The 24046-nt window shown below is 58.6% G+C and carries 28 protein-coding genes and 1 pseudogene; 12 read left to right on the top strand and 17 right to left on the bottom strand.

Features of this window, described 5'->3' with window-relative positions; genetic code table 11:
- Positions 1-53 precede the first annotated feature (53 nt).
- Positions 54-284 (bottom strand): hypothetical protein, encoded by a 231-nt coding sequence (locus RRF55_RS12025; protein WP_004220071.1) that lies wholly within the window; start codon positions 282-284, stop codon positions 54-56.
- On the opposite strand from RRF55_RS12025, the gene rihA reads away from it, so the two are divergent.
- Entirely contained in the window at positions 246-1181 is a 936-nt protein-coding gene (rihA, locus tag RRF55_RS12020) for a pyrimidine-specific ribonucleoside hydrolase RihA (protein ID WP_087830439.1), read from the top strand. The genes RRF55_RS12025 and rihA overlap by 39 nt on opposite strands.
- A 62-nt stretch (positions 1182-1243) precedes the next feature.
- Here the strand turns inward: rihA and RRF55_RS12015 are convergent, their stop codons facing one another.
- Positions 1244-2281 (bottom strand): NADP-dependent oxidoreductase, encoded by a 1038-nt coding sequence (locus tag RRF55_RS12015; protein ID WP_002906792.1) that lies wholly within the window; start codon positions 2279-2281, stop codon positions 1244-1246.
- A gap of 65 nt (positions 2282-2346) precedes the next feature.
- Positions 2347-2928: a helix-turn-helix domain-containing protein gene (locus RRF55_RS12010; protein ID WP_002906794.1), complete on the bottom strand. Its 582-nt coding sequence runs from the start codon at positions 2926-2928 to the stop codon at positions 2347-2349.
- A 162-nt stretch (positions 2929-3090) separates the two neighbouring features.
- Between RRF55_RS12010 and RRF55_RS12005 the strand changes: the two genes are divergently transcribed.
- The gene (locus tag RRF55_RS12005) at positions 3091-3609 is read left to right on the top strand and encodes a GNAT family N-acetyltransferase (protein WP_002906796.1); all 519 of its coding nucleotides are present in this window, start codon (positions 3091-3093) and stop codon (positions 3607-3609) included.
- On the top strand, positions 3606-4055 hold the full coding sequence (locus RRF55_RS12000; RefSeq protein WP_004180135.1) for a DMT family transporter: 450 nt from the start codon (positions 3606-3608) through the stop codon (positions 4053-4055). Before RRF55_RS12005 ends, RRF55_RS12000 begins: the two co-directional genes overlap by 4 nt.
- An 8-nt stretch (positions 4056-4063) precedes the next feature.
- Here the strand turns inward: RRF55_RS12000 and RRF55_RS11995 are convergent, their stop codons facing one another.
- A complete protein-coding gene (locus RRF55_RS11995) occupies positions 4064-4297 on the bottom strand; it encodes a YdcY family protein (protein WP_004180136.1) in 234 nt (77 codons plus the stop codon).
- Positions 4298-4313: 16 nt separating this feature from the next.
- Complete coding sequence (locus RRF55_RS11990; protein ID WP_009484786.1) at positions 4314-5912, bottom strand: ABC transporter substrate-binding protein; 1599 nt, start codon at positions 5910-5912, stop codon at positions 4314-4316.
- Between the two features lie 269 nt (positions 5913-6181).
- Between RRF55_RS11990 and RRF55_RS11985 the strand changes: the two are divergent.
- A pseudogene (locus RRF55_RS11985) lies at positions 6182-7614 on the top strand (aldehyde dehydrogenase).
- A gap of 13 nt (positions 7615-7627) precedes the next feature.
- Here RRF55_RS11985 and RRF55_RS11980 read toward each other — a convergent pair.
- Both RRF55_RS11980 and RRF55_RS11975 read right to left on the bottom strand, forming a co-directional pair.
- The gene (locus RRF55_RS11980; RefSeq protein WP_004891556.1) at positions 7628-8377 is read right to left on the bottom strand and encodes an alpha/beta fold hydrolase; all 750 of its coding nucleotides are present in this window, start codon (positions 8375-8377) and stop codon (positions 7628-7630) included.
- Between the two features lie 88 nt (positions 8378-8465).
- Positions 8466-8639 (bottom strand): GhoT/OrtT family toxin, encoded by a 174-nt coding sequence (locus tag RRF55_RS11975; protein WP_002906888.1) that lies wholly within the window; start codon positions 8637-8639, stop codon positions 8466-8468.
- A 195-nt stretch (positions 8640-8834) separates the two neighbouring features.
- Here RRF55_RS11975 and yncL point away from each other — a divergent pair, with 195 nt between their 5' ends.
- A complete protein-coding gene (yncL, locus tag RRF55_RS11970; RefSeq protein ID WP_002906891.1) occupies positions 8835-8927 on the top strand; it encodes a stress response membrane protein YncL in 93 nt (30 codons plus the stop codon).
- Between the two features lie 51 nt (positions 8928-8978).
- Here yncL and RRF55_RS11965 read toward each other — a convergent pair whose 3' ends face one another.
- Positions 8979-9230, bottom strand: a complete 252-nt coding sequence (locus RRF55_RS11965; RefSeq protein WP_002906893.1) for a hypothetical protein — start codon at positions 9228-9230, stop codon at positions 8979-8981.
- A gap of 137 nt (positions 9231-9367) precedes the next feature.
- Positions 9368-9565 (bottom strand): hypothetical protein, encoded by a 198-nt coding sequence (locus RRF55_RS11960; protein WP_016531599.1) that lies wholly within the window; start codon positions 9563-9565, stop codon positions 9368-9370.
- Between the two features lie 148 nt (positions 9566-9713).
- On the opposite strand from RRF55_RS11960, the gene RRF55_RS11955 reads away from it, so the two are divergent.
- Positions 9714-9836, top strand: a complete 123-nt coding sequence (locus RRF55_RS11955) for a small membrane protein (protein ID WP_021313832.1) — start codon at positions 9714-9716, stop codon at positions 9834-9836.
- 340 nt (positions 9837-10176) lie between these two features.
- Here the strand turns inward: RRF55_RS11955 and patD are convergent, their stop codons facing one another.
- The 6 genes from patD to RRF55_RS11925 all read right to left on the bottom strand — a co-directional run bounded on the left by patD (position 10177) and on the right by RRF55_RS11925 (position 17246).
- Positions 10177-11604, bottom strand: coding sequence for an aminobutyraldehyde dehydrogenase (gene patD / locus RRF55_RS11950; protein WP_004175939.1), 1428 nt, complete (start codon positions 11602-11604; stop codon positions 10177-10179).
- A gap of 22 nt (positions 11605-11626) precedes the next feature.
- Positions 11627-12433: an ABC transporter permease gene (locus tag RRF55_RS11945; RefSeq protein WP_004143773.1), complete on the bottom strand. Its 807-nt coding sequence runs from the start codon at positions 12431-12433 to the stop codon at positions 11627-11629.
- Complete coding sequence (locus tag RRF55_RS11940) at positions 12423-13352, bottom strand: ABC transporter permease (protein WP_004189770.1); 930 nt, start codon at positions 13350-13352, stop codon at positions 12423-12425. Before RRF55_RS11940 ends, RRF55_RS11945 begins: the two co-directional genes overlap by 11 nt.
- Before the next feature lies 1 nt (position 13353).
- The gene (locus RRF55_RS11935) at positions 13354-14367 is read right to left on the bottom strand and encodes an ABC transporter ATP-binding protein (protein WP_004151215.1); all 1014 of its coding nucleotides are present in this window, start codon (positions 14365-14367) and stop codon (positions 13354-13356) included.
- Positions 14368-14383: 16 nt separating this feature from the next.
- Positions 14384-15529 carry a putative ABC transporter substrate-binding protein YdcS gene (gene ydcS, locus RRF55_RS11930; RefSeq protein ID WP_021313835.1) on the bottom strand — a complete coding sequence of 382 codons (1146 nt, stop codon included), beginning with the start codon at positions 15527-15529 and terminating at the stop codon, positions 14384-14386.
- A gap of 304 nt (positions 15530-15833) precedes the next feature.
- Positions 15834-17246 carry a PLP-dependent aminotransferase family protein gene (locus RRF55_RS11925; RefSeq protein WP_004180141.1) on the bottom strand — a complete coding sequence of 471 codons (1413 nt, stop codon included), beginning with the start codon at positions 17244-17246 and terminating at the stop codon, positions 15834-15836.
- A 687-nt stretch (positions 17247-17933) separates the two neighbouring features.
- On the opposite strand from RRF55_RS11925, the gene RRF55_RS11920 reads away from it, so the two are divergent.
- The 5 genes from RRF55_RS11920 to RRF55_RS11900 all read left to right on the top strand — a co-directional run bounded on the left by RRF55_RS11920 (position 17934) and on the right by RRF55_RS11900 (position 21268).
- Complete coding sequence (locus tag RRF55_RS11920; protein WP_021313836.1) at positions 17934-19331, top strand: cytochrome ubiquinol oxidase subunit I; 1398 nt, start codon at positions 17934-17936, stop codon at positions 19329-19331.
- Complete coding sequence (gene cydB / locus RRF55_RS11915; RefSeq protein WP_016531444.1) at positions 19331-20341, top strand: cytochrome d ubiquinol oxidase subunit II; 1011 nt, start codon at positions 19331-19333, stop codon at positions 20339-20341. The genes RRF55_RS11920 and cydB overlap by 1 nt, the downstream gene beginning before the upstream one ends.
- A complete protein-coding gene (locus RRF55_RS11910; RefSeq protein ID WP_004180143.1) occupies positions 20341-20466 on the top strand; it encodes a DUF2474 domain-containing protein in 126 nt (41 codons plus the stop codon). Before cydB ends, RRF55_RS11910 begins: the two co-directional genes overlap by 1 nt.
- Positions 20467-20562: 96 nt before the next feature.
- A complete protein-coding gene (locus RRF55_RS11905; protein WP_048331885.1) occupies positions 20563-20889 on the top strand; it encodes a hypothetical protein in 327 nt (108 codons plus the stop codon).
- A 148-nt stretch (positions 20890-21037) separates the two neighbouring features.
- On the top strand, positions 21038-21268 hold the full coding sequence (locus RRF55_RS11900) for a DUF2554 family protein (RefSeq protein WP_004143781.1): 231 nt from the start codon (positions 21038-21040) through the stop codon (positions 21266-21268).
- A gap of 12 nt (positions 21269-21280) precedes the next feature.
- Here the strand turns inward: RRF55_RS11900 and RRF55_RS11895 are convergent, their stop codons facing one another.
- Positions 21281-23242, bottom strand: a complete 1962-nt coding sequence (locus RRF55_RS11895) for a peptidase U32 family protein (RefSeq protein WP_002907469.1) — start codon at positions 23240-23242, stop codon at positions 21281-21283.
- 33 nt (positions 23243-23275) lie between these two features.
- Here RRF55_RS11895 and RRF55_RS11890 point away from each other — a divergent pair, with 33 nt between their 5' ends.
- On the top strand, positions 23276-23443 hold the full coding sequence (locus tag RRF55_RS11890; RefSeq protein WP_032421683.1) for a hypothetical protein: 168 nt from the start codon (positions 23276-23278) through the stop codon (positions 23441-23443).
- A 10-nt stretch (positions 23444-23453) separates the two neighbouring features.
- Here RRF55_RS11890 and RRF55_RS11885 read toward each other — a convergent pair whose 3' ends face one another.
- Complete coding sequence (locus tag RRF55_RS11885) at positions 23454-24023, bottom strand: helix-turn-helix domain-containing protein (RefSeq protein WP_064153405.1); 570 nt, start codon at positions 24021-24023, stop codon at positions 23454-23456.
- Positions 24024-24046 lie beyond the last annotated feature (23 nt).

Below are 24046 nucleotides of genomic sequence, written 5' to 3'. Positions count from 1 at the left end.
CCGCCCGCCGAAAAGCAAACCATTAATATCCGTAAGGATTAGCAATTTTTCTATTATATCGCGCCGCGCCGGGCGCCATCTTGCGCCACCGCAAAACGAGGCATCATGTTTACGGACGGTCGCGTAACGATACGCGTTGCCCTCGCAGCAATCGTGGTCTCCATCACACTATTCTGCACACCATCTCGTCTGCCTCGACTCGCAGCGTTAGTCTGGTCACAGAACATCGCCAACAAGGAGCTGCTATGGCACTGCCGATTATGATTGATTGCGATCCGGGACATGATGACGCGATCGCCCTGGTCCTCGCCCTCGCCTCGCCGGAGCTGGAGGTGAAAGCCGTCACCGCTTCCGCAGGCAACCAGACCCCGGAGAAGACCCTGCGCAACGTGCTGCGTATGTTGACGCTGCTGAACCGGCCGGACATTCCGGTTGCCGGCGGCGCGTGGAAGCCGTTGATGCGCGATCTGATCATCGCCGATAACGTGCACGGCGAGAGCGGACTGGATGGCCCGAGCCTGCCTGAGCCGGCCTTTGCGCCGCAGAACTGCACCGCCGTCGAGCTGATGGCCAGCGTGCTGCGGGAAAGCCAGGAGCCGGTGACCCTGGTGGCCACCGGGCCGCAGACTAACGTGGCGTTGCTGCTCGCCAGCCATCCGGAGCTGCACGCGAAGATCGCCCGCATCGTGATCATGGGGGGCGCCATGGGGCTGGGCAACTGGCAGCCGGCGGCGGAGTTTAATATTTACGTTGATCCGCAGGCCGCGGAAATGGTCTTTCAGTCGGGGATCCCGGTGGTGATGGCGGGCCTTGACGTCACCCATAAGGCGCAAATCCTTCCCGCCGATATCGAGCGATTCCGCCAGATTGGCAACCCGGTGTCGACCATCGTCGCCGAGCTGCTCGACTTCTTTATGGCCTACCACAAAGATGAAAAGTGGGGCTTCGACGGCGCGCCGCTGCACGATCCCTGCACCATCGCCTGGCTCCTCAAGCCGGAGATCTTTACCACGATCGAACGCTGGATTGGCGTAGAAACGGAAGGCAAATATACCCAGGGGATGACGGTGGTCGATTACTACCATCTGACCGGCAATCGGCCCAATACCACCCTGATGCTGGATGTGGACCGCGAAGCCTTTGTCGATCTGCTCGCCCAGCGGTTAGCCTTCTACGCCTGACCTCTATGCCAGGCCCCTTTTCCCTGGCGGGAAAGGGGCCTGTTAAGTCGAAGCCCGCCAGGCTAGTCGTCCGCCGCGACGCGGATCACTACCTTACCGAAGTTCTCACCTTTTAACAGGCCGATCAGCGCCTGCGGCGCCTGGTCCAGACCGTCGATCAGCTGTTCGCGATATTTAATTTTCCCCTCCTGCACCCAGCGCCCCATCTGCTGCTGGAATTCGGCGATCCGATGCCCGTAATCCTGGCCGATAATAAAGCCCTGCATCCGGATGCGCTTTTTGAGGATGGTCGCCATCAGCAGCGGCAGACGATCTGGCCCGTCCGGCAGCCCGGTGGCGTTATAGCCGCTCACCAGCCCGCAGACGGGTACCCGCGCTGCGGTATTCAACAGCGGCAGCACCGCGTCAAAAACCTTGCCGCCGACGTTTTCATAATAAACGTCAATACCCTGCGGGCAGGCCTGGGCCAGCTGTTCGGCAAAATCATCCGCACGATGGTCAAGGCAGAGATCAAAGCCTAACGTCTCAACCGCATAGCGGCATTTTTCCGCGCCGCCAGCGATGCCGACGGTGCGGCAGCCCTTAATTTTGCCGATCTGTCCAACCGTGGCGCCAACCGGCCCGGTCGCCGCGGCGACCACCAGCGTTTCGCCCGCCTTTGGCTGGCCGATGTCCAGCAAACCCATGTAGGCGGTGAAGCCGGGCATCCCCAGAACTCCCAGCGACCAGGACGGGTGTTGCGGATTGTCACCCAGCTTCACCAGTCCGCTGCCGTCGGAGAGTTCATAATCCTGCCAGCCGCTGTAGCCCAGCACCCAGTCGCCGGGTTGATAATCGGCATGATTTGAGCTGACCACGCGACTCACGGTCCCTCCCACCATCACCGCGCCAATGGCCACCGGCGGCGAATAGGACGGCGCGTCGCTCATGCGCCCGCGCATATACGGGTCGAGCGATAAATAAACGGTACGCAGCAGCACTTGACCCGGGCCTGGCGTCGGCACTTCGCTCTCTTCCAGGCGGAAATTCTCTGCCGTCGGTTCACCATGGGGACGGGAAGCCAGCACCCAGCGGCGATGGCGTTGCGGTTGATCTGTCATAGCAAACTCCTCTTGTTAGCAGACTGTACTGAGGCTAGCTGCTTTATGCGTATTATGCTTTAACATTAAGAGCCGGATGGCGATTGATTAAGGCGAACTACCAGATAGACGCAGGTCTCTGCGGATTCATTAATAAAGCGACAATCGTTGGGCGGGCCAAGCTCCAGACAATCCCCCGCCTGCATCTCATGGCGGGTATTGCCTTCGACAAACACCAGCTCGCCCTGTTGCAGCCAGATTAGCTGGCGGGCAAGCGCATAGGACGCGGCGGGCATCGGCACATCGCTACCGGGCGGCAGCTCAATCTGCACCAGATCGATCGGCAAATCGCTGCGCGGCGAAACGTGGCGGCGGAGATAGTGGCTTTGCGGGTCGCGCCATACCGGCTGGCTGGCAAAGCGCAGCAGCTTGCCCTCCTGCATTTCCGCGCGGGCGATCAGGGTCGACATACTGATGCCGAAGGCGCCGGAAAGGCGGCCAAGCATCGAGGCGGTCGGGCTGCTTTCGCCGCGCTCGATTTTATGGATCATCGCCCGTGAGGCGCCGGCCCGTTCGGCGAGGTCGTTCAGCGACCAGCCGCGGGACTCGCGCTCGATGCGGATGCGCGCGCTGATGCGCTGATTGAGGTTGTCTTCTATAGTATTCATAACGTAACACTATAGTGTGCGCCCCCCCATTACACAACCATCCACCGAGACGTGTTATTCCCGGGTTAGCCGTTAAAATTATGCTGAAAACGGATGACAGCGTGGCGTTCATTATTGTAATAATATTGTACTACTATAGTGTACGAAAAATTGAGGTTTGCTATGTCCATTCGCCCTGCCATTAAAGACGACTGCGCGGCGATCGCCGAGATCTATAACCATGCCGTCGTCCATACCGCCGCCATCTGGAATGATAAAACTGTGGATACCGACAACCGCATCGCCTGGTTTGAAGCCCGCCAGTTGGCTGGATTTCCGGTACTGGTGAGCGAGGAAGACGGCGTCATTACCGGTTATTCCTCGTTTGGCGACTGGCGGGCGTTTGACGGCTTTCGCCATACCGTGGAGCATTCGGTGTACGTTCATCCCGAACATCAGGGGAAAGGGCTGGGCCGCAAGCTGCTGGTCGCCTTGATCGCCGAAGCGCGACGGCTGAATAAACATGTGATGGTCGCCGGCATCGAGTCGCAGAATCACGCTTCGCTGCATCTGCATGAAACGCTGGGCTTTATCACCACCGGGCAGATGCCGCAGGTGGGCACCAAATTTGGCCGCTGGCTGGATCTGACCTTTATGCAGCTGCAGCTGGATGCGCGTCAGGACCCGGACGGCAAAGCATGAACGCGTCGCTCACTCTCGCCTGCCTGATCGCCGCCGGCGTTGGCCTGGTAGTGCAGAACACTCTGATGGTGCGCATCACCCAGTCGGCGTCGACGATCCTTATCGCTATGCTGCTCAATTCGCTGGTCGGGATCGTTATCTTCGTGACGATGTTACTGCTGCGCCAGGGCGTCGCCGGCTTTCAGGAGCTGGCCCTGAGCGTGAAGTGGTGGACGCTGATCCCCGGCCTGCTGGGGTCCTTTTTCGTCTTCGCCAGCATCAGCGGTTATCAAAACGTTGGCGCGGCGACGACCATTGCGGTACTGGTGGCCAGCCAGCTGGTGGGCGGGTTGATCATGGATTTAGTTCGCGCCCACGGCGTGCCGGTGCGGGCGCTGATCGGACCGTTATGCGGGGCGGTGATGCTGGTGGTGGGCGCCTGGCTGGTGGCCAGACGCCAGTTCTGAGCGCATCTTCAGAGGATCGCGCCGCCTTTGGTCAACTGCTCGCGGCGCGCGTCCTGCTCTTCCTGATGCTGTCGCCCATGATGGGCGATGGCGGTGCGCAGACGCTGCTGTTGGATATAGCGTTCCTCACGACTGAGTTGCGCATCATCACTCAGGGCGATTAGCAGCTCATTCATATGCGCGATAACGCCCTCGGCCAGGGCGTCATCGACTTTGACGATAACCTCATCCAGATGTGCCATCCTGTTCTCCTTTCGCTTAATTCAGCTTCGCTTTGGAAAAATCGCTCCCCATCATGCTGACGGTGTAGCCGCTGACGTTGCTGCGCGTCGCATAGAAGGTTTTCCCGGTCGCCAGGGTGATCCATGGCGCCTGCTGATAAAAGATCTCCTGCGCCTGTTCGTAGAGTTTGGCCCGCGCCTGCGGATCGCTCACCAACAGCGCTTTCTTTACCAGCGCGTCATAGGATTTGTCACACCAGCGGGCGGCGTTGGAGCCGGTCTGGATATTATCACAGCTGAGCAATGTGCCAGCAAAGTTGTCCGGATCGCCGTTGTCCGACATCCAGCCATACAGGGCGCTGTCGTGCTCCCCTTTACGCATACCGGCAAGGTATTCGCCCCATTCATAGCTGACAATTTTGGCTTTCACCCCCACTTTCGCCCAGTCGTTTTGGATCATTTCGGCAATGCGTTTTGAGTTTGGGTTGTAGGGGCGCTGGACCGGCATTGACCACAGGGTCACTTCCGCGCCTTGCTCCAGACCCGCCTGCTTGAGCAGCGCTTTGGCTTTCTGCGGATCGTAGTCATAGTCCGGGAGATCTTTCTTATACCCGAGCATCGTCGACGGGATCGGTGATTTCGCCACGCTGCCGGAATCGAGGAATACCGCCTTGACGATCGCCTGCTTGTCGGTAGCGTAGTTTAACGCCTGGCGCACCAGCACATTATCAAACGGTTTTTTCTCGGTGTTAAACGCCAGATAGCCGACGTTCAGCGCCTCAATCGCATGCAGCGCCAGATCTTTATTGCCCTTAATCACCGGGAACTGTACCGGCGACGGCGCGGGAATAATCTGGCACTCGTTGGTCTGCAGTTTCGCCAGACGGGTCTCGACGTTCGGCGTAATGGAGAAGATTAAGTGCTTGGTCGGTACCTCGCCTTCCCAGTAGTGGGGATTGGCAATATAGCGGATTTGCGAATCCACTTTATACTGCTGCAGCGCATACGGCCCGGTACCGACAGGCCAGTTATCAACGTTTTCCGGCGTTCCTTTCTTCAGCATCGCCTCACCATACTCTGCCGACAGAATAGAGGCGAAGTCCATGCCCCAGTCGGCAAGAAACGCCGCGTTCGGCTCGTTGAGCTCGAACTGGACATGGTAATCATCCACCTTTTTCACCGATTTAATCAGCTTATCGAGGCCCACGTCGTGGAAGTATTCATAGTTCCCCTGCGACACCTTGTGATAAGGATGCTGAGGATCCATCTGGCGCAGCACGGAGAACAGGACGTCGTCGGCGTTAAAATCGCGGGTAGGTTTGAAGAATTTGTTGCTGTTGAACTTCACCCCCTGACGCAGAGTAAAGGTCCAGGTTTTGCCATCCTCAGAGACGTGCCACTCGGTGGCCAGCGACGGGATCGGCGTATTTTTCACCGGGTCAAAGCTCACCAGACGGTTATACAGTACCTGCGAGCTGGCGACGAACGACGGACCGGAGCTGGCGATCTGCGGATTGAAGGACTCCGGAGAGGCTTCTGAGCAGTAGACCAGAGTGTCATTGCCTGCGGCCCAGGCGGCGCCGGCCGGCAGCAGTGCGCTCAGCAGCAGCGCCAACGTGGTTTTCCCTGTAGACATGGTTATAAGTCCTGATTATTGATTATAAGAACAGTAATAACAGCACAGCCGCCTGACGGCGGCAAATAATCAATGGCTATCACCTTATGCAAAACGCGTGGAATTTGCTGGTTTAATCGACGTTGCGCTGCTTTTTACGCCAGAGGGCTTCGGGATGATGTGAGCCACACAAAATTCCTGCAAAAAAATGTGCGATAACCGCCCGGCTCACGCTTCCCGTCAGTGCCGCCCGGTACACTGGGGGAACCGCAGAACAAGAGGTTTCCACCATGACAATCACCTGCAATCTGTACATTAACGGCCAGTGGCACGATGCCGAAGACCGCCGCACCTTTACCCGACGCCACCCGGCCCACGATGAGGCAGCCTCGGTGGCCGCTGCCGCCAGCCTCGCCGACGGCAAACGCTGGTCGAAGCCGCGGCCTGCGCCTTTCCGCTGTGGCGCGATACTGCGCCGGCGGAACGACGTCGCTTACTGCTCGAGGCGGCGGAACAGATGCTGTTGCGGGAGGCGAAATTTATCGCCGCCATGGCGGCGGAGACCGGCGCGACCGCGCACTGGGCCGGATTTAACGTTCATCTGGCGGCAGATATTCTGCGTGAAGCGGCGGCGCTGACCACCCAGATTGAAGGGCAAATAATTCCGTCCAACGTGCCGGGTAACCTGGCGATGGGCGTCCGCCAGGGGGCGGGAGTGGTGCTGGGCATGGCGCCGTGGAACGCGCCGCTGATTCTGGCCACCCGGGCCCTGGCGACGCCGCTGGCCTGTGGCAACACGGTGATCCTTAAAGGCGCCGAACTTTCCCCCGCCACTCAGGGACTGATTATCGACGCCCTTGACGCGGCGGGCTTCCCGCCGGGCGTGGTGAACTATCTTACCTGTGCGCCTGAAGATGCGCCGGCGCTGGTGGAATCGCTGATCGCCCACCCGGCGGTGCGGCGCGTTAACTTTACCGGCTCCACACCGGTGGGACGCATTATCGCCCGCACCTGCGGACAGTATCTGAAACCAGCGGTGCTCGAGCTCGGTGGAAAAGCGCCCCTGCTGGTGCTGGACGATGCTGATATTGAGCAAGCGGCAGCGGGCGCTGTTTTTGGCGCCTTCGCCAACGCCGGGCAGATCTGCATGTCCACCGAGCGCATTATTGTCGACAATGCCGTAGCGGAGGCGTTTATCCCGCTGCTGGCCAGGCGCGCCGCCGCCCTGCCTGCCGCCCTCACTGGCCCGGTTGTCGATATGAACACCATCGCCCGCTGCAACGCGCTCATTGACGATGCGTTAGCGAAAGGCGCTCGCCTGCTGACCGGTGGTAAAGCCAACGATACCCATATGAGCCCGACCCTGCTGGACGGCGTGACCCGCGAGATGCGGCTGTGGCGTGAAGAGTCCTTCGGTCCGGTGAAAGCGATTATTCGCGTTCATAGCGAAGAGGAGGCGCTGGCGGTGGCCAACGACAGTGAGTACGGTCTTTCCGCTGCGGTCTACAGCCGCGACAGCGCCAGAGCGTGGAACGTAGCGCAACGTCTGCATACCGGGATTTGCCATATCAATGGCCCAACGGTGCATGATGAGGCGCAAATGCCGTTTGGCGGCTGCAAAGCCTCCGGCTATGGCCGCTTTGGCGGCCGGGCCGGGATCGCGGAATTCACCGAGCTGCGCTGGATAACGATCCAGACCCAGCCCCGCGAGCTTCCCTTCTGAGGCCCAGCGCCTCTTAACTATGGCTGGCGATAAGCTGCGCCAGCCCCTGCGGGTTTTCCCACGCCATCGAGTGTCCGGCATGGGGCACGATGCCGACCGGGATCCCTTGTGCCTGAACGAGGTCGCTATCCGCATAAGGGAGCGACCGCTCTCCGACGATCAGCATTTTCTGGCAGCGCAGCTGGCATAGCTGGGTAAACCAGGGCGTGTCGCTGCCGCATATCAGGCTGCTGGCGGCCCGCCAGACGGCCCAGGGGGCGCTGTTTTGTAAACAACCCGCCCACGGCGAGCGCTCCTCCGCCAGCAGCCGGGCATAGCCGTCAGCGACAAAGGCTGACTCTGACTGCGCCGCAATGCGCCTGCTGTACTCGCCGCCGCCGGCGAACAGATTGGGTTCCGAGACCAGCAGCGTGGTCACCCGCTCGCCCAGTAGCCCCGCCGCTTCGATGGCGATGCTCCCTCCCATGCTATGCCCGAACAGCGCGAAGCGCTGCAGGCGCAGGTGGCTGAGGAACTGCTCCAAAACTAAAGCCTGCTCATGTATGTTGTAACTAAACACGCGCGGTTTATCGCTATAGCCGAAGCCCGGCAGATCGATGAGTATTTTGCGCCGTTCGCGGAGCGCGGGATCGCTGGCAATGCGGGGATAATCGTAGGATGACGCGCAGCCAAGGCCGTGGATAAACACCACCGGAAGGCCATCTCCCGGGAAATCGTGCCAGCGCAGCGTGGCGCCAGCGACGGACGAATAAAAACCGTTCACCTGTATGCCTCCATGATAAGGTTACTGTTTTTTTATACAGTAACCTTATCCTTTGTGCTACCCCTTTCTGCCGTCTAGCGCCTGAGGGTTAAAACAGCGAGACGAGCAGCGCCATCGGGAAGCTGAACGGCCAGGTGGCGCCGATCAGCAGGGCCGCCAGCAGGCGGATCATCCGGCTCTCTTTGGTTAAAAACCAGCTAATCACGGCGCATATCACGCCCATAATGGCGTAAAACACCAACATTTTTTGATATAACGTCATTCTTACTTTTTCCTTCCCTGAGGGGCGTTCCATGGTGGGATGATTATCTGCCATGACGTCGTGATTCAGAGATACCTGTATAACAAAATCAGAAACGGGCTGAATATTCAGAATAAAGCCTGATTCGTCTTAATCTGATAGCGCAACCGCTGGCGCCGTACTATACCTTTAGGACTTACTCATTAGGGTGGCGCTATGGATGTCTCCAGTAAAACCGTCGTTATGATTAATGTCTGCGCCGCGTTCGCGCTTATCAGCCTGCTGTCCGTAAGATTTGGCTGGTTTTAATCATTTAATTCAGCAACGAAACCTAAAAAAGCAGCCCTGGAGGCTGCTTTTTTACGCGCGAACAACAGAGTTGTTATCTTGCTGTCGGGCGGCGGGGGCTAACTGCGCGGCAGCTATTACCTTATTAAGACTGGGGTTATAGCGCGGCAGTACATTGACTTTTTCACTATCCCATTCGGCGGCGGCGCAGACGGCCTGCCCTACGCCCATCTTCTCACAGCTTTGGATTCGTTTCGCCGGGGCATTACCATAGCTCAGCGCCACAGCGCCGATAGCCAGCAGAATAAAAGCAAAAATTTTCACAGCGACATCAACGCCAAAACCTAATATGCCCTAAATGATCGCATGAGCGGCGGCGGAAAGTCAAACCCGGGGCGCGCTACCGGGCGGCATCCGGTATTTGCCTCTGCCTCAGGGCTATAAAATATTCAGAACAAATATCATGCGATAACCGTAAATATTAAAAGCTTATCTCTAGCCGTGAAATACTTTCTGTTCAGGGGAGTTAATTTCGCTAATGAGGAAAATATTTCGCCGTCGGCAAGGGGAAAAGGATCGCCGCCTTCGCCACAGGCGCAATATATCGCGCGGGCCGTCATCGTAAGAAGATAAATGGCGATGGCAAGCCGTTGTAACATAACCTCTTCATCTCCGTCATCACGGATAAGAGCCAGAAATAGCGCTAAATGACAACAAATATCATTTGCCTTCGCGTCAGATAATACTTACATTCATAACCATTGGTAATGCTTTAGCGCAGTTCGCGCTGTGAATTTCGAGGTGGATATGTCCGGAATCATCACGCTGGTCATCTCGCTAATCCTGCTGGTCGCGGCGGTGTATAATCTTATTTCCTACATTCGTGACCGGCGCAGCGCCAGCCTGCCCAGCAAAAAAACCAAGCGCTGAAAGTAATTAAAGCAGTATTCTCGTTACCCCGGCGCGACTGGCCGGCTCATCTCTTCGCTCTTCTGCGAGCACAAAAAAGCCCCTGCCGACAGACAGGGGCCGCAATTCGGTCGCGAACCGCGATGTTGCCGCCCCACCCGCCGGGCGCTGTGCGCCCAGGGTGACTGGCGGACCCCATCCGGCGCTTATCTCCGGCACTCATGATGGCTTAGCTCTTGAAGGGGCATCAGAATAATCTCATATCCCCTGGGTTGAGTTTTGACAATTTTTGCCATTGTGACTATTAGCGGCCTAACACACCCATCGCGCAATAGTCGCCTGGCGCTAAATGGTTAATCCTTTAGCTATGCTTAACCATCACATGGCGGACCACGGTATAATCCTCAAGGCCATACATCGACATGTCCTTGCCGTAGCCTGACAGCTTCTGGCCACCGTGCGGCATTTCGCTGACCAGCATAAAGTGGGTATTGACCCAGGTGCAGCCGTACTGCAGCCTGGCGCTAAGACGATGGGCGCGACCGACATCTTTCGTCCATACCGAGGAGGCCAGGCCATACTGAGAGTCATTCGCCCAGCTCAGGGCCTGCGCTTCATCGCTGAAAGGCGTCACGCTGACTACCGGACCAAACACTTCGCGCTGGACAATAGCGTCTTCCTGCCGGGCGCCGGCGAGCAGCGTCGGCTGGAAGTAATAGCCCGCGCCGTCAGCCCGACTGCCGCCGGTGACCACCTTAATGTGCGGCAGCGCCCTGGCGGCTTCCACCGCCGCGCTAACGCGCTCAAGATGGGCCAGCGAGCTCAGCGGACCCAGTTCGGTGGCAGCGTCCTCCGGCGCCCCCATTTTCAGGCTGGCCACCGCCGCCCCAAGTTTCTCCACCAGCTGGTCATAGATACCCTGCTGGGCGTAGATCCGGCAGGCGGCCGTGCAGTCCTGGCCGGCGTTGTAAAAACCGAAGGTCCGCACCCCATCCACCACCGCATCGATGTCCGCATCGTCAAAAACGATCACTGGCGCCTTACCGCCCAGCTCCATGTGGGTGCGTTTAATCGACGAGGCGGTATGGCCAATGATATGGGCTCCGGTGGCAATCGATCCGGTCAGGGAGACCATTCGCACTTTAACGTGGGCGGTCAAGGGGTCGCCCACCGTTTTACCACGGCCAAACAGCACGTTGATAACCCCCTCCGGGAAGATATCTTTTGCCAGCTCCGCCAGCTTCAGCGCCGTCAGCGGGGTGATCTCCGAGGGTTTTATCACTACGCAGTTGCCCGCCGCCAGCGCCGGGGCCAGCTTCCAGGCCGCCATCATCAGCGGATAGTTCCACGGCGCGATGGAGGCCACCACGCCCACCGGATCGCGGCGGATCATTGAGGTATGCCCTTCGAGATACTCTCCGGCCGCCATCCCCGGCAGGCAGCGAGCGGCGCCGGCGAAGAAGCGGAAGACGTCGGCGATGGCCGGCATTTCATCATTAATCACGCAGTGCAGCGGCTTGCCGCAGTTCAGCGACTCCAGCTGCGCCAGGGTTTCAGCCTGCGCCGAGATGGCGTCCGCCAGCTTCAGGAGACATTCCGCACGCGTCTTCGGCGTCGTCTGACTCCAGGCATCGAATGCCCGGTCCGCCGCCTCAACGGCGGCATCGACCTGGGCCGCTGTCGCTTCGGCAATCTCCAGGATCACTTCGCCGGTTGCAGGGTTATATACCGGAACCTTCTCGCCTTCACCTGCCACTAACTTACCGTTTATCAATAGGTTGTGTTGCATAGCATTATCCTGTTTCATGGTTTTATTTCCCGTTTCCGGCGTCGTTATCGCCGTCGCGGGTGAGCCACCAGGCCCCTAAGATTGGTATCGTCGTTACCAGCATCACCAACAGCGCGACAACGTTGGTGACGGGCACATCTCGCGGCCGCCCCAGCTGATTCAGCAACCACAGCGGCAAGGTGCGTTCATGCCCCGCGGTAAAAGTGGTAACGATAATTTCATCAAACGACAGAGCGAATGCCAGCATTCCCCCCGCCAGCAGCGCCGACCCCAGATTGGGCAGCACTACGTAACGAAAGGTCTGCCAACCGGTAGCGCCTAAATCCATCGAGGCTTCCACCATACTCCACGAAGTCCGGCGGAAGCGGGCGATGACGTTGTTAAACACCACCACCACGCAGAAGGTCGCGTGCCCCACCACTATCGTCAGCAGGCCAGGCTCAAGGCCGACCGCTTTGAACGCCGTCAGGAGCGCCAGGCCGGTAATGATCCCCGGCAGGGCGATAGGCAGCAGCAGCAGTAGCGACACCGCATTTTTGCCAAAAAAGGCGCTGCGCCACAGAGCTCCTGCAGCCAGCGTGCCAAGCACTAAGGCAATGGCGGTCGACAGGGCGGCGATCTTAAGTGACAGTGTCACTGCCTGCAGAATGTCGCTGCGCCCGGCCGCCTCGCTGAACCAGCGCAGCGTCAGCCCCTGCGGCGGAAAGCTAAAGGCTGCATCTTCCGTATTAAAAGCATAGATGGCGATAATCAGCAGCGGAAAGTGGAGGAATATCACCCCGCCCCAGGTCGCCAGTCGCAGATACCAGGGCGCGCGTTCAGAGTGCATCGAAGGCTCCCAGACGTTTCACGAACGCCAGATAGAGGGCAATCAAGACGATAGGCACCAGGGTAAACGCCGCCGCCATCGGCATATTGCCGATCGCCCCCTGCTGCGAGTAAACCATATTGCCGATAAAGTATCCCGGCGGGCCCACCAGCTGCGGCACGATAAAGTCGCCTAGCGTCAGCGAAAAGGTGAAGATCGACCCAGCGGCGATGCCGGGAATGGCCAGCGGCAGCACCACGTAGCGAAAGGTCTGCCGCGGGGCCGCGCCGAGATCGGCCGAGGCCTGTAGCAACGATCCCGGAATACGCTCCAGCGCCGCCTGCACCGGCAGGATCATAAACGGCAGCCAGATGTAGACGAACACCAGAAAGCGTCCAAGGCCGGAGGTGGACAAGGTATTGCCGCCGACCGCCGGGACGCTCAACAGCGCGTTCAGCGCCCCCTCCAGTCCAAGATGACCGAGGAACCACTGCGCCACGCCATCTTTCGCCAGCAGCAGCACCCACGCATAGGCTTTGACGATATAGCTGGCCCACATTGGCAGCATGACCGCGATATAAAAGAAGGCCTTCATTTTGCCGCTGGTATAGCGCGCCATATACCAGGCCATCGGCAGCGCCAGCAGCGCGCTGGCCAGCGTGACGCACAGCGCCATCACCAGGGTCCGCACAATAATGTCGTAGTTGGCAGGGTTGAACAGCGCCCGCAGGTTAGCCAGCGTGAAGTCGCTGGTCACCGACATGGTGAAGTCGTCAAAGGTATAAATGCTCTGCCACAGCAGGGTCAGCAGCGATCCCAGATAGACGATGCCAAACCACATAAGCGGCCCGAGCAGCAGTAAAAACAGGCCCAGCGCCGGTCGGCGCCAGAAGATCCCCGATATGCGCCCGGTCTGCGCAGGAATTATTGCCATGGTCATCTCAGCCTCCGCTTTCCAGCGGGGTCATCGCCGAGCGCGACCATGACGCCTGTACTATTTGCCCGGTTCGCGGAACGCTGGCCGCCGCCGCGCCATCGATGTTGGCCTGGCTGACCAGCAGTTTGTCGCCATCCGCGAGGCGGAGCTCGATCCGCGTCGCCGCCCCCTGATACTGCACCGCCTGCACCACACCCTGCACCTGCACCTCGCCGCCGCCCTGCAGGCGAACATGCTCCGGACGCAGCGACCAGCTGCCCGCCATCCCGCACAATCGTCGGGCCGCCTCGGCTGCAAAAACGTTGGCGGTGCCGACAAAACCGGCCACAAATGCGGTCCTGGGGTGCAGATAGAGATCCTGCGGGGCATCCACCTGCTCAATGCGCCCGTTGTTAAACACCGCCACGCGATCCGACATCGACAGCGCTTCGCTCTGGTCGTGGGTCACGAAGATGAAGGTGATCCCCAGCGACTGCTGCAGCTTTTTCAGCTCCACCTGCATCTGCTCGCGTAGTTTCAAATCCAGGGCGCCCAGCGGCTCATCGAGCAGCAGCACCCGCGGCTGGTTCACCAGCGCCCGGGCAATCGCGACCCGCTGCCGCTGGCCGCCGGAGAGCTGGGAGGGCTTGCGATGATGAGCAAAGCCAAGGGCCACCTTCTCCAGCGCCTCCTGGGCGCGGGCATGGCGCGCTTTCTTCGCCATGCCTTTGACCATCAGGCCGTAGGCGACGTTGTCAAGGATCGACATGTGGGGAAATAGCGCGTAGTCCTGGAACACGGTATTCACATCCCGCTGCCAGGGCGGCAGTTCGCTGGCCGGCTGACCAAAGATATGGATGGTTCCGCCGGAGAGCTGCTCAAAACCGGCAATCAGCCGCAGGCAGGTGGTTTTACCCGAGCCGGACGGACCCAGCATCGAGAAAAATTCTCCATCGCGTATGCCAATGCTAACCCCATCCACCGCCCGCACATCGCCATACAGGCGCGATACATTCTGGAACTCGACCGCGTACGTCATTGTTTGCCTCCGATCCTTAGCGGCCGCCCATTATCGCAATATAGTCCTGAGTCCAGCGGCTATAGGGCACGTATTTCCCGCCTTCCGCAACCGGCGTTTTCCAGAAGTGAATGCGGTTAAAATGCTCATAGCCGTTGGTCTCACAGCCTTTATCACCGAGCAGCGCGCTGGCTTTACAGCCCTCAGGCACCACCGGCAGCGAACCGAACCAGGCCGCCACATCGCCCTGCACCTTCGGCGTGAGCGACCAGTTCATCCATTTATAGGCGCAGACCGGGTGCTTCGCCTCGCTGTGCAGCATGGTGGTATCCGCCCAGCCGGTTACCCCCTCCTTCGGGAACACGGTGGCGACCGGCTGGCCTTCCGCCTTCAGGCCGTTGGCTTGATAGGGCCACGAACTGGAGGCGGCTACCCCTTCGTTTTTGAAGTCGTTCATCTGTACGGTGGCGTCATGCCAGTAGCGATGGATCAGCGGTTGCTGGTCGCGCAGGACTTTCAGCACCGCGTTGTACTGGGTTTCGGTCAGTTGATAGGGGTCTTCGATCCCCAGCTGCGGCTGGGTGGCTTTGACAAACAGCGCGGCGTCGGCGATATAGATCGGGCCATCATAGGCCTGCACCCGCCCCTGGTTGGTTTTACCATCCGGTAGATCCTGCTTGACGAAAACCACGCGCCAGCTGTCCGGCGGCGTCGGGAATACGCGGGTGTTGTACATCAGCAGGTTCGGCCCCCACTGATACGGCGTGCCATAGACTTTACCGCCGACGTTAAACCACGCCCCCTTCGCAATACGCGGATCAAGGGAGCCCCAGCCGGCAATCAGCGCCGTGTTGATCGGCTGCACGCGTTTGCCCATGATCAGGCGCAGCGAAGCATCACCCGAGGCGGTGACCAGATCGTAGCCGCCTTTGGCCATCAGACTGACCATCTCGTCAGAGGTGGCAGCGGTTTTGACATTAACCTGACAACCGGTGTCCTTTTCGAACTGACTCACCCAGTCGTACTGTTTGTCGGTCTGACCGCGTTCGATATATCCCGGCCAGGCAATAATATCGAGCCGCCCTTCCGGTTTATCCAGCGAGGTGAGCGGCTCTGCCGCCTGAACGGTCAAACAAGCCATACCCAGCACATAAAGGCTGCAACGGGCAATTTTTTTGCTCATCAGGTGTTACTCCTGTCACAAAGGAATTAGCGGCAGCCGTGCCGTAAAAATATCTCCTGAAATAAGGGTAGTCAGCGGATTAACGCCCCCAGGGGAATTTATTCAGGTTGTGACCCGGGACGCATTACGTAAAAATCGCCAACACAAGCAGGACTTTATGGATTATAGACAACGAGTTAGGGAATGAGGAGGGGTATGCATATTTCCTATGGTGAGCGCCGGTAAAATAATGACCGGCCTCGATAAAAATCCTCTTTCGCTTATTTTCGCAGAATGTTTATGATGAGAAAAATAAACGACAGGGTCAGGCAAGCTGTTCGCGAATAAGCTCCCCCAGGCGCTTCACCCCCTGCTCTTCGCGTTCCCCCCAGCCCCAGGCGGTATTAAAACGGAAAAACGAGGTCCAGCTGTCGGAGGTGGAGAACATTTTCCCTGGGGCAATACTGATGTGCGACGCCAGCGCCCGGGCGCTAAGTGCGCTAGCGTCGGCCCCTTCCGGTAGTTCGATCCACAGAAAGTAGCCGCTGTCGCTGTGGTGGACGATGACCTCCGGCGGCAGATGGCGCAGCAGCGCCTGCCAGGCCTGCTGTTTACGCTCCGCCAGCTGACGACGTAGACGGCGCAGGTGGGCGTCATAGCGCTTGGTGGACAGGTAATCCACCAGGGCTAACTGCATCGGCGAACTGGTGGAAAGCGTACTCATCAGCTGGAGCTGCTGGATCCGCCGCGCCTGTTTGCCGGCCGCCACCCAGCCGATACGAAAGCCGGGTACCAGACATTTTGAGAACGAGCTGCAGTGCAGCGTCATCTCCTGGCGATCCCAGAACTTCGCCGGTAACGGCTTTTCGCGGCCAAAATAGAGCTCGCTGTAGACATCATCTTCGATCAACATCACGTTATAGCGCGCCAGCAGCGCCACCAGCGCCGCTTTTTTTTCAGCGCTGAGGGTGAAGCCGAGCGGATTCTGGCCGTTGGTCATCAGCCAGCAGGCCTTCACCGGATAGTTTTGCAGGGCCGCCTCCAGCGCCGTCAGATCAATGCCTTCCCTGACGTCAGTGGCCACCGACAATGCTTTCAAACGCAGCCTCTCCAGCGCCTGCAGGGCGCCGTAGAAGCAGGGGTTTTCCACCACCACCCAGTCTCCCGGCTCGGTCACCGCCTGCAGGCTGAGGTTAAGCGCCTCCAGCGCCCCGGCGGTGATGACGATCTCGTCCGGCGAGACGTTCATCCCCTGCAGGGCATAGCGACGGGCAATGGCATGCCGAAGTTCTGCATTGCCCGGCGGCAGATTCTCAATGACGCTCATGGCGGTGGCGGTTTTACTCACCTGCGCCAGCGAGCGGTTGAGCTGCTGCAGCGGGAAGAGACGCGGGTCCGGAAAGGCCGAGGCAAAGGGCAGCATCGACGCCTGGCGGCTGGCCTGGAGCACCTCAAAGATATAGGTATTGATATCGACGGCTTCATCGCGAGTGACCTGGGCAGGCGGCGCCGGCTGGCGGAGCTTCACCGGCTGGGGGGCAACATAATAACCCGACTGCGGACGGGCGACGATGCGCCCCTGGCTTTCCAGCAGCTGATAGGCATGGCTGACGGTCATAAAGCTCATGCCGCTGCTGATCACCTGCTCGCGCAGCGACGGCAGCCGATCGCCAGGCAACCAGACGCCAAGGGCGATCTGCTCGGTCAGTTGCTGCGCCAACTGTTGATACTTTTTCATTGCGGCCGTCCCCGTACGATAACGTCCCATTATCATATATCAGTTATAAAAAAATCATAGTTTCCTGTAACTGTTATATCTGCAGCGGCGACCGCGTCGCCGTGATAGCACGGGATGGGTTTAAAATATCACCACCCAGAATAGCGAGATTAAAACAAACCAGAAGATAATCATTACGCCAAGCGTAATGCACAGACTCTGTAATCCTTTTTCAGACATTGGCATTCCCTTTTATTTATTCCCGAGCTCATACAGTACAAATTAGCCGCGGAGCCGACAATTTATTATTATTTAATTTACGATTAACCGGCTCAGCGTTTTTACTTATTCTCATACTAATGAGTGACAATAAATCAGAGTAAAAATCCGTGGCGGATTTCGTAAGCCAAAATATGCGCTACGGCGGGTGGTAAGGATATATTATGCCGACCGGGCGACTACGCCATACCGGCGGCAGGGCCGCGTAGCCAGCCGTTAGCAATAATATGACAGACAGCGGAATAGACGCCTAATCACCTTCCGCAGGGATTAATCAAGGTTGCGCAAGGATATTTTCTCGCCCTGGCAACAGCTGAAAAATCATAACAGCGGCCAACTGTTATGATAAAAAATGGCGTGACTGCCTCTGCCCCTCAGTCGTCACCCCACCTAAAATTGCGCTGAATCAATTTTGTTGTGGAGTCCTGCATGTTCGGTCTTGATGCATTCCATCTGGCGCGAGTTCAATTCGCTTTTACGGTCTCATTTCATATTATCTTCCCCGCCATTACTATTGGGCTGGCCAGCTATCTGGCGGTGCTCGAAGGCTTATGGCTAAAAACAAAATATCCCGTCTGGCGCTCGCTATACCATTTCTGGTCGAAGATTTTCGCCGTCAACTTCGGTATGGGGGTCGTTTCCGGGCTGGTGATGGCCTACCAGTTCGGCACCAACTGGAGCGGTTTCTCACAGTTTGCAGGCAGCATAACCGGCCCTCTGCTGACCTATGAAGTCCTGACGGCATTTTTTCTGGAAGCGGGCTTCCTCGGGGTGATGCTTTTCGGCTGGAACCGCGTGGGGCCGGGGCTGCACTTTTTCGCCACCTGCATGGTGGCGCTGGGTACTATCATCTCCACCTTCTGGATCCTCTCCTCTAACAGCTGGATGCAGACCCCGCAGGGGTTTGAGATCGTTGATGGCCAGGTCGTGCCCGTCGACTGGCTGGCGGTGATCTTTAATCCGTCGTTCCCCTACCGATTATTGCATATGACAGTAGCGGCATTTCTCAGTAGCGCGCTGTTTGTCGGCGCCTCGGCGGCCTGGCATCTGCTGCGCGGCAATCAGTCGCCGGCGATCCGTAAGATGTTCTCGATGGCGCTATGGATGACGCTGCTGGTCGCCCCCGTCCAGGCGCTGATCGGCGATATGCATGGTCTGAATACCCTGAAGCACCAGCCGGCGAAAATCGCCGCCATTGAGGGGCACTGGGAAAATCCGCCGGGTGAGCCAACGCCGTTGCTGCTGTTTGGCTGGCCCGATATGGACCAGCAGCGCACCCGCTACGGGCTTGAGATCCCGGCCCTGGGCAGTCTGATCCTCACCCACAGTCTTGATAAACAGGTGCCGGCGTTGAAAGAGTTCGCTCCTGAGGAGCGCCCAAATTCTACTGTGGTGTTCTGGTCATTTCGCCTGATGGCCGGGCTGGGCATGTTGATGCTGCTGCTGGGCGTGCTGGCCCTGTGGCTGCGTCGCGGTGACCGGCTATACCACTCGCGGCCGTTTCTGCGTTTTGCCCTGTGGATGGGGCCATCCGGACTGATCGCTATTCTCGCCGGCTGGGTGACCACCGAGGTGGGCCGCCAACCCTGGGTCGTGTATGGCGTTCAGCGCACCGCCGATGCCGTTTCCGCTCATGGCGATCTGCATATGTCGGTCAGTTTATTGACCTTTATCGTAGTGTACAGCGCCGTCTTCGGCGTCGGCTACAGCTATATGCTGCGCCTGATCCGCAAAGGGCCGCAGGAGATGCTCCCGGCGACAACCGGTACGCCCGCCCGCCCGCTGTCCGCCGCCACTGAAGGTTATCTGCAGAAGGAGTCCCACTAATGGGTATCGAATTATCGGTGATCTGGTTCGTGATTATCGTCTTTGCCACGCTGATGTACATCGTCATGGATGGCTTTGATCTGGGCATCGGCCTGCTGTTCAGCACGGTGCGGGGCGGCGGGGATCGCGACGTAATGGTCAACAGCGTCGCGCCGGTATGGGATGGCAATGAAACCTGGCTGGTGCTCGGCGGCGCCGGCCTGTTTGGCGCCTTTCCCCTCGCCTACGCGGTGATCATCGACGCCCTGTCGATCCCCCTGACCCTGATGCTGATCGGCCTGATTTTTCGCGGCGTCGCCTTTGAGTTTCGCTTCCAGGCTACGCCGTCGCACCGGCCATTCTGGGATCGCGCCTTTTTTGGCGGCTCCCTGCTGGCAACCTTCAGCCAGGGCGTGGTGGTCGGGGCGGTGATCAACGGTTTCACCGTCAGCGGTCGCGCCTTCAGCGGCGGCATGTTTGACTGGCTGACCCCGTTCAGCCTGTTCTGCGGATTCGGACTATGCGTGGCCTATGCGCTGCTCGGCGCCACCTGGCTGGTGATGAAAAGTGAAGGCGCGCTGCAGCAGAGAATGCGCAGCGTATCGCGGCAGTTGCTGGGTGCCCTGCTGGCGGTGTTTGCCGTCATCAGCCTGTGGACTCCGCTGGCGCACCCGGCGATTGCTGCCCGCTGGTTCAGCCTGCCGAATCTCTATTTCCTGCTGCCGGTGCCGCTGCTGGTGATCCTCGTTAGCGGCTGGCTGTGGCGCACGCTGCATCAGCGCGACCGCCATGTTTCGCCCTTCACGCTGACGCTGGGCCTGGTCTTTCTCGGCTTCAGCGGACTAGGGATCAGCATCTGGCCGCATATTATCCCGCCGGCCATCACGTTGTGGCAGGCTGCCGCTCCCCCGCAAAGCCAGGGCTTTATGCTGGTGGGCGCCCTGCTGATTATTCCGGTCATTCTTGGCTACACCTGCTGGAGCTATTACGTGTTCCGCGGCAAAGTTCAGCCTGGGGAGGGATATCACTGATGCGTACTGCCTGGCCTAAACGTCTGCTGTGGCTGATCGCGCTCTGGGGAGGTAGCGTACTGACGCTGGCCGCCATAAGCCTGCTGTTTCGCCTGCTGATGACCGCCGCAGGGCTAAAAGTCTGAGGGCGGATGCAGAGAGGTCCGAAAAGGGACTTCTCCATCTTATCTTCACTTTTGCCTGATGAAATACGGCGATACATCTGAAGAAAGGATATTGCTATGAAGAAGTTAGCTTTACTGTACGCCGTAATGACGCTGGGAATGTCGTCATGGGCTTTCGCTGCCGACAACCCGCCGCCGCCGCCGGAAAAAGGCGCGCAGCATCAGGGTAAACCGCCGGTGAAAAACGTCCAACACGAAGGTAAGCAAGCGCAATACAACAGCAAACAGCCACAACGAGACGGTAAACAGCCGCAGCACAACGGCAAACAGCCGCAGCACGACGGTAAACAGCCGCAGCACGACGGTAAACAGCCGCAGCACAACGGCAAGCAGCCGCCAAAAGGGAGCGAGCACAGCGGGAAACCGCTGCCGCCGAAAGCGTAACACTCTGGCCTGGCTTCCGCGTCAGGCCTTTTTTCATCCTTCGTCAGCCATCGTTGACAAACTCTTGCCGTTCTTTGAGATGCCCGAAAAAAAGCCTGCATTGCGCCTGACATAGTATGTCCACGCCATTGTTCCGTCGAGAAAAGGTATGTTAAAGAGAAGCATAAGCGCCCTGCTGTTGCTGTGCGCATTATTTTCCGGGCATCTGTTGGCCCATCGTCAGGGACACGAGTACTTTCCGGTGCAAAGTCTCGAACAGCAGCTGCTGCACGAAGCGGATAGCGATGAGCTTCGCAGCCAGCACGAGGAGGCCGCCGCAGACCTGCGCGAACATCACCGCTGGCAGGACGACCGTAAACCGCGGGCATCCTGCCAATAGCATCGACTCGAATCAGGCCCCTTTGCGCTTCGGCAGCGTCTTCATCAGATCGTCCGGGCTGACGGAGGCCACAATGCTGCCCGGGTGCGGCATTTTGAGGATATGGTTTTTGATCTTGCCGACCACGTGCATTTCGCACGGACGGCAGTCAAACTTCAGGGTCAGGACCTCATCGCCATGGATCAGCTGCATCGGCGTGGCTTTCCAGCTCTTAATGGAGCCTTTCGCCTGCTTCGGGCAGAGGTTGAAGGCGAACCGCAGACAATGCTTAGTGATCATCACCGGCACATCGCCCTTCTCTTCGTGCGCTTCATAGGCGGCGTCGATCAGCTGTACGCCATAGCGCTGGTAGAACGCCCGCGCCTTGTGGTTATAGACGTTGGCGAGGAAGGAGAGATGGGTCTCCGGGTAGACCGGCGGCGGTACAGAGACCGGCTTGCGGGTGCCGCGCTGCCAGGCGTTGAGGCGTGCTTCATCCAGCATCTCCGCAGTTTCCCGACGCAGCTGGTTGAGCAGGCTGTTGGGCACAAACAGCGGCGGCAGATTAACCTGCACTTCGCGCGCATAGTAGATGGTTTGCCCCAGTTTTGTGACACCGTCACGCAGGTTGGCCAACGCTTTCTCCGCCTGGTTAGCTTCGGCGAACTCCCCGTCAAGGGTGTGGGTCACGCTGACGCCATCTTCACAGGTCATGGTGAGAACCAGCTGCTCCTGCCAGCCGCTCAACGTCACATCTACCGCGATGCGGCGTTCGCTGGAGGTCTTTAGCAGCGCCTGTTGCCAGTTATGATCGAGGTTGCGGTTGAGCGGCTGATGGGGGCGCACTTTATGCAGATCCGCTGGCATCTCGTTCGGCCATACCCGATAACGGTTTTCGCCGGTTTTTTCCACGGTATTAGCACGGAAGCCCACCACTTCGCGCTTAATCATCACGTTGAGACCATCGCCGTTGGTTAACGGTTCACTGACTTCAACGTCGAGGTGGTCTTTGCCTACCTTCAGAACTTCACCCACCGGCAGGCCGATAAATTTCGGCGAATCAAAGGCGCCGATATCGCCTTTGCGGGCATTAACAAAGTAGTCAGTGCTGCCCCGGTGGAAGGTTTTATCCGTGGACGGGATAAAGAAATGCTCGGTGCGTCCAGCCGAGGCGCGCGCCAGGTCGCCGCGATCTTCGATAATGGCATCCAGCATTTGACGGTAGTGCGCAGTGATGTTTTTCACATAACTCATGTCTTTGTAACGGCCTTCAATTTTGAAGGAGCGTACGCCAGCGTCGATCAGCGCCGCCAGGTTGGCGGTCTGATCGTTATCCTTCATCGACAGGAGATGTTTCTCATAGGCCACCACCCGCCCCTGATCGTCCTTCAGGGTATACGGCAAGCGGCAAGCCTGCGAGCAGTCGCCGCGGTTGGCGCTGCGTCCGGTCTGGGCGTGCGAAATGTAACACTGCCCGGAATAGGCCACGCACAGCGCGCCATGGATAAAGAATTCGATAGTGGCGTCAGTGTGGTCGTAAATGGCTTTGATTTGACTGAGGTTCAGTTCGCGCGCCAGCACGATCTGACTGAAGCCGGCGTCGGAGAGAAACTTCGCTTTTTCCACACTGCGAATATCGCACTGGGTGCTGGCGTGCAGCTCAATCGGCGGCAGATCCAGCTCCATGATCCCCATATCCTGGACGATCAGCGCATCGACGCCTGCGTCGTAGAGATCGGTAATCAGCCGCTGCGCCGGCTCCAGTTCATCGTCATGCAGAATGGTGTTCAGCGTCACAAATACCTTTGCGCCAAAGCGATGAGCGAAAGGCACCAGCCCGGCGATATCGCTCAGACTGTTGCTGGCGTTGTGGCGGGCGCCAAAGCCAGGTCCACCGATGTAAACGGCATCGGCGCCGTGAAGGATCGCTTCGCGAGCGATACCGGCGTCGCGGGCAGGACTAAGAAGTTCAAGACGATGATTGTGCAGGCGCATACGCGTGTTGTTATCCAGTATAAGGGGGTCGAAATGGCGGCTATTGTAGTCAGAACCGGGCGCAGACGAAAACCTTTTCCGCCGTCGCGCGACGACGAATTTTCACTTTTCAACAAAGTATTGACGGAAAAGATATTTCCCTCAAATGACGGCGAAGAGTACTGTCATCACGTATTCCGGATTTTCCTCGTCACGTTGTGAGTGGTTATCATCAGTCATCTTGTCTGGCCGCGGGTTCGCTCGCGGTTTTTTCTTTTGGATAATGGATAAGAGAATGGAAATGGGCCGCCTGGGCGCCGCGGTTACGATACGCATGCGTCGCGTCGCCGGCGAAACGCCTACCCTCACCCGCTTGCAGCGAGTGCCACTCCCCTTGTAAGCACAAATCCAGCGTACCACTTATCACTACCACATGCTCAATCACCCCTTTCTCATGCGGCGTTGATTCGCTCAGCGCGCCGGGGGCAAGGGTTATCGAAAAATGGTCAAAGCGCAGCTCGGGATCCCACGGGAATACTGGCGTCACCACCATCGCCTGCTGCTGCGGATCAAACGCGGAGGGCGCGGCGCTGGCGTCCGGGACGATGAACGCCGAAAACGGTACGTTCAGCCCGGTGGCAATCTTCCACAGCGTCGCCACCGTAGGACTTGATTCATTCCGCTCAATCTGCCCGAGCATGGCTTTCGACACCCCGGTCTCTTCCGCCAGTCGCGACAGGCTCCAGCCTAGCTGCTGGCGCAGGGTTTTAAGCGTTGCCGCCAGATGTTGCGCAATATTCATCCTTCCTCCCGTTTTTACTGCGC

It is taken from the genome of Klebsiella sp. K47 (assembly GCF_051858335.1).
Lineage (GTDB): Bacteria > Pseudomonadota > Gammaproteobacteria > Enterobacterales > Enterobacteriaceae > Klebsiella > Klebsiella pneumoniae.
Note: the sequence above shows the minus strand (reverse complement) of the source record. Positions and strands in the feature narration are given on the sequence as shown.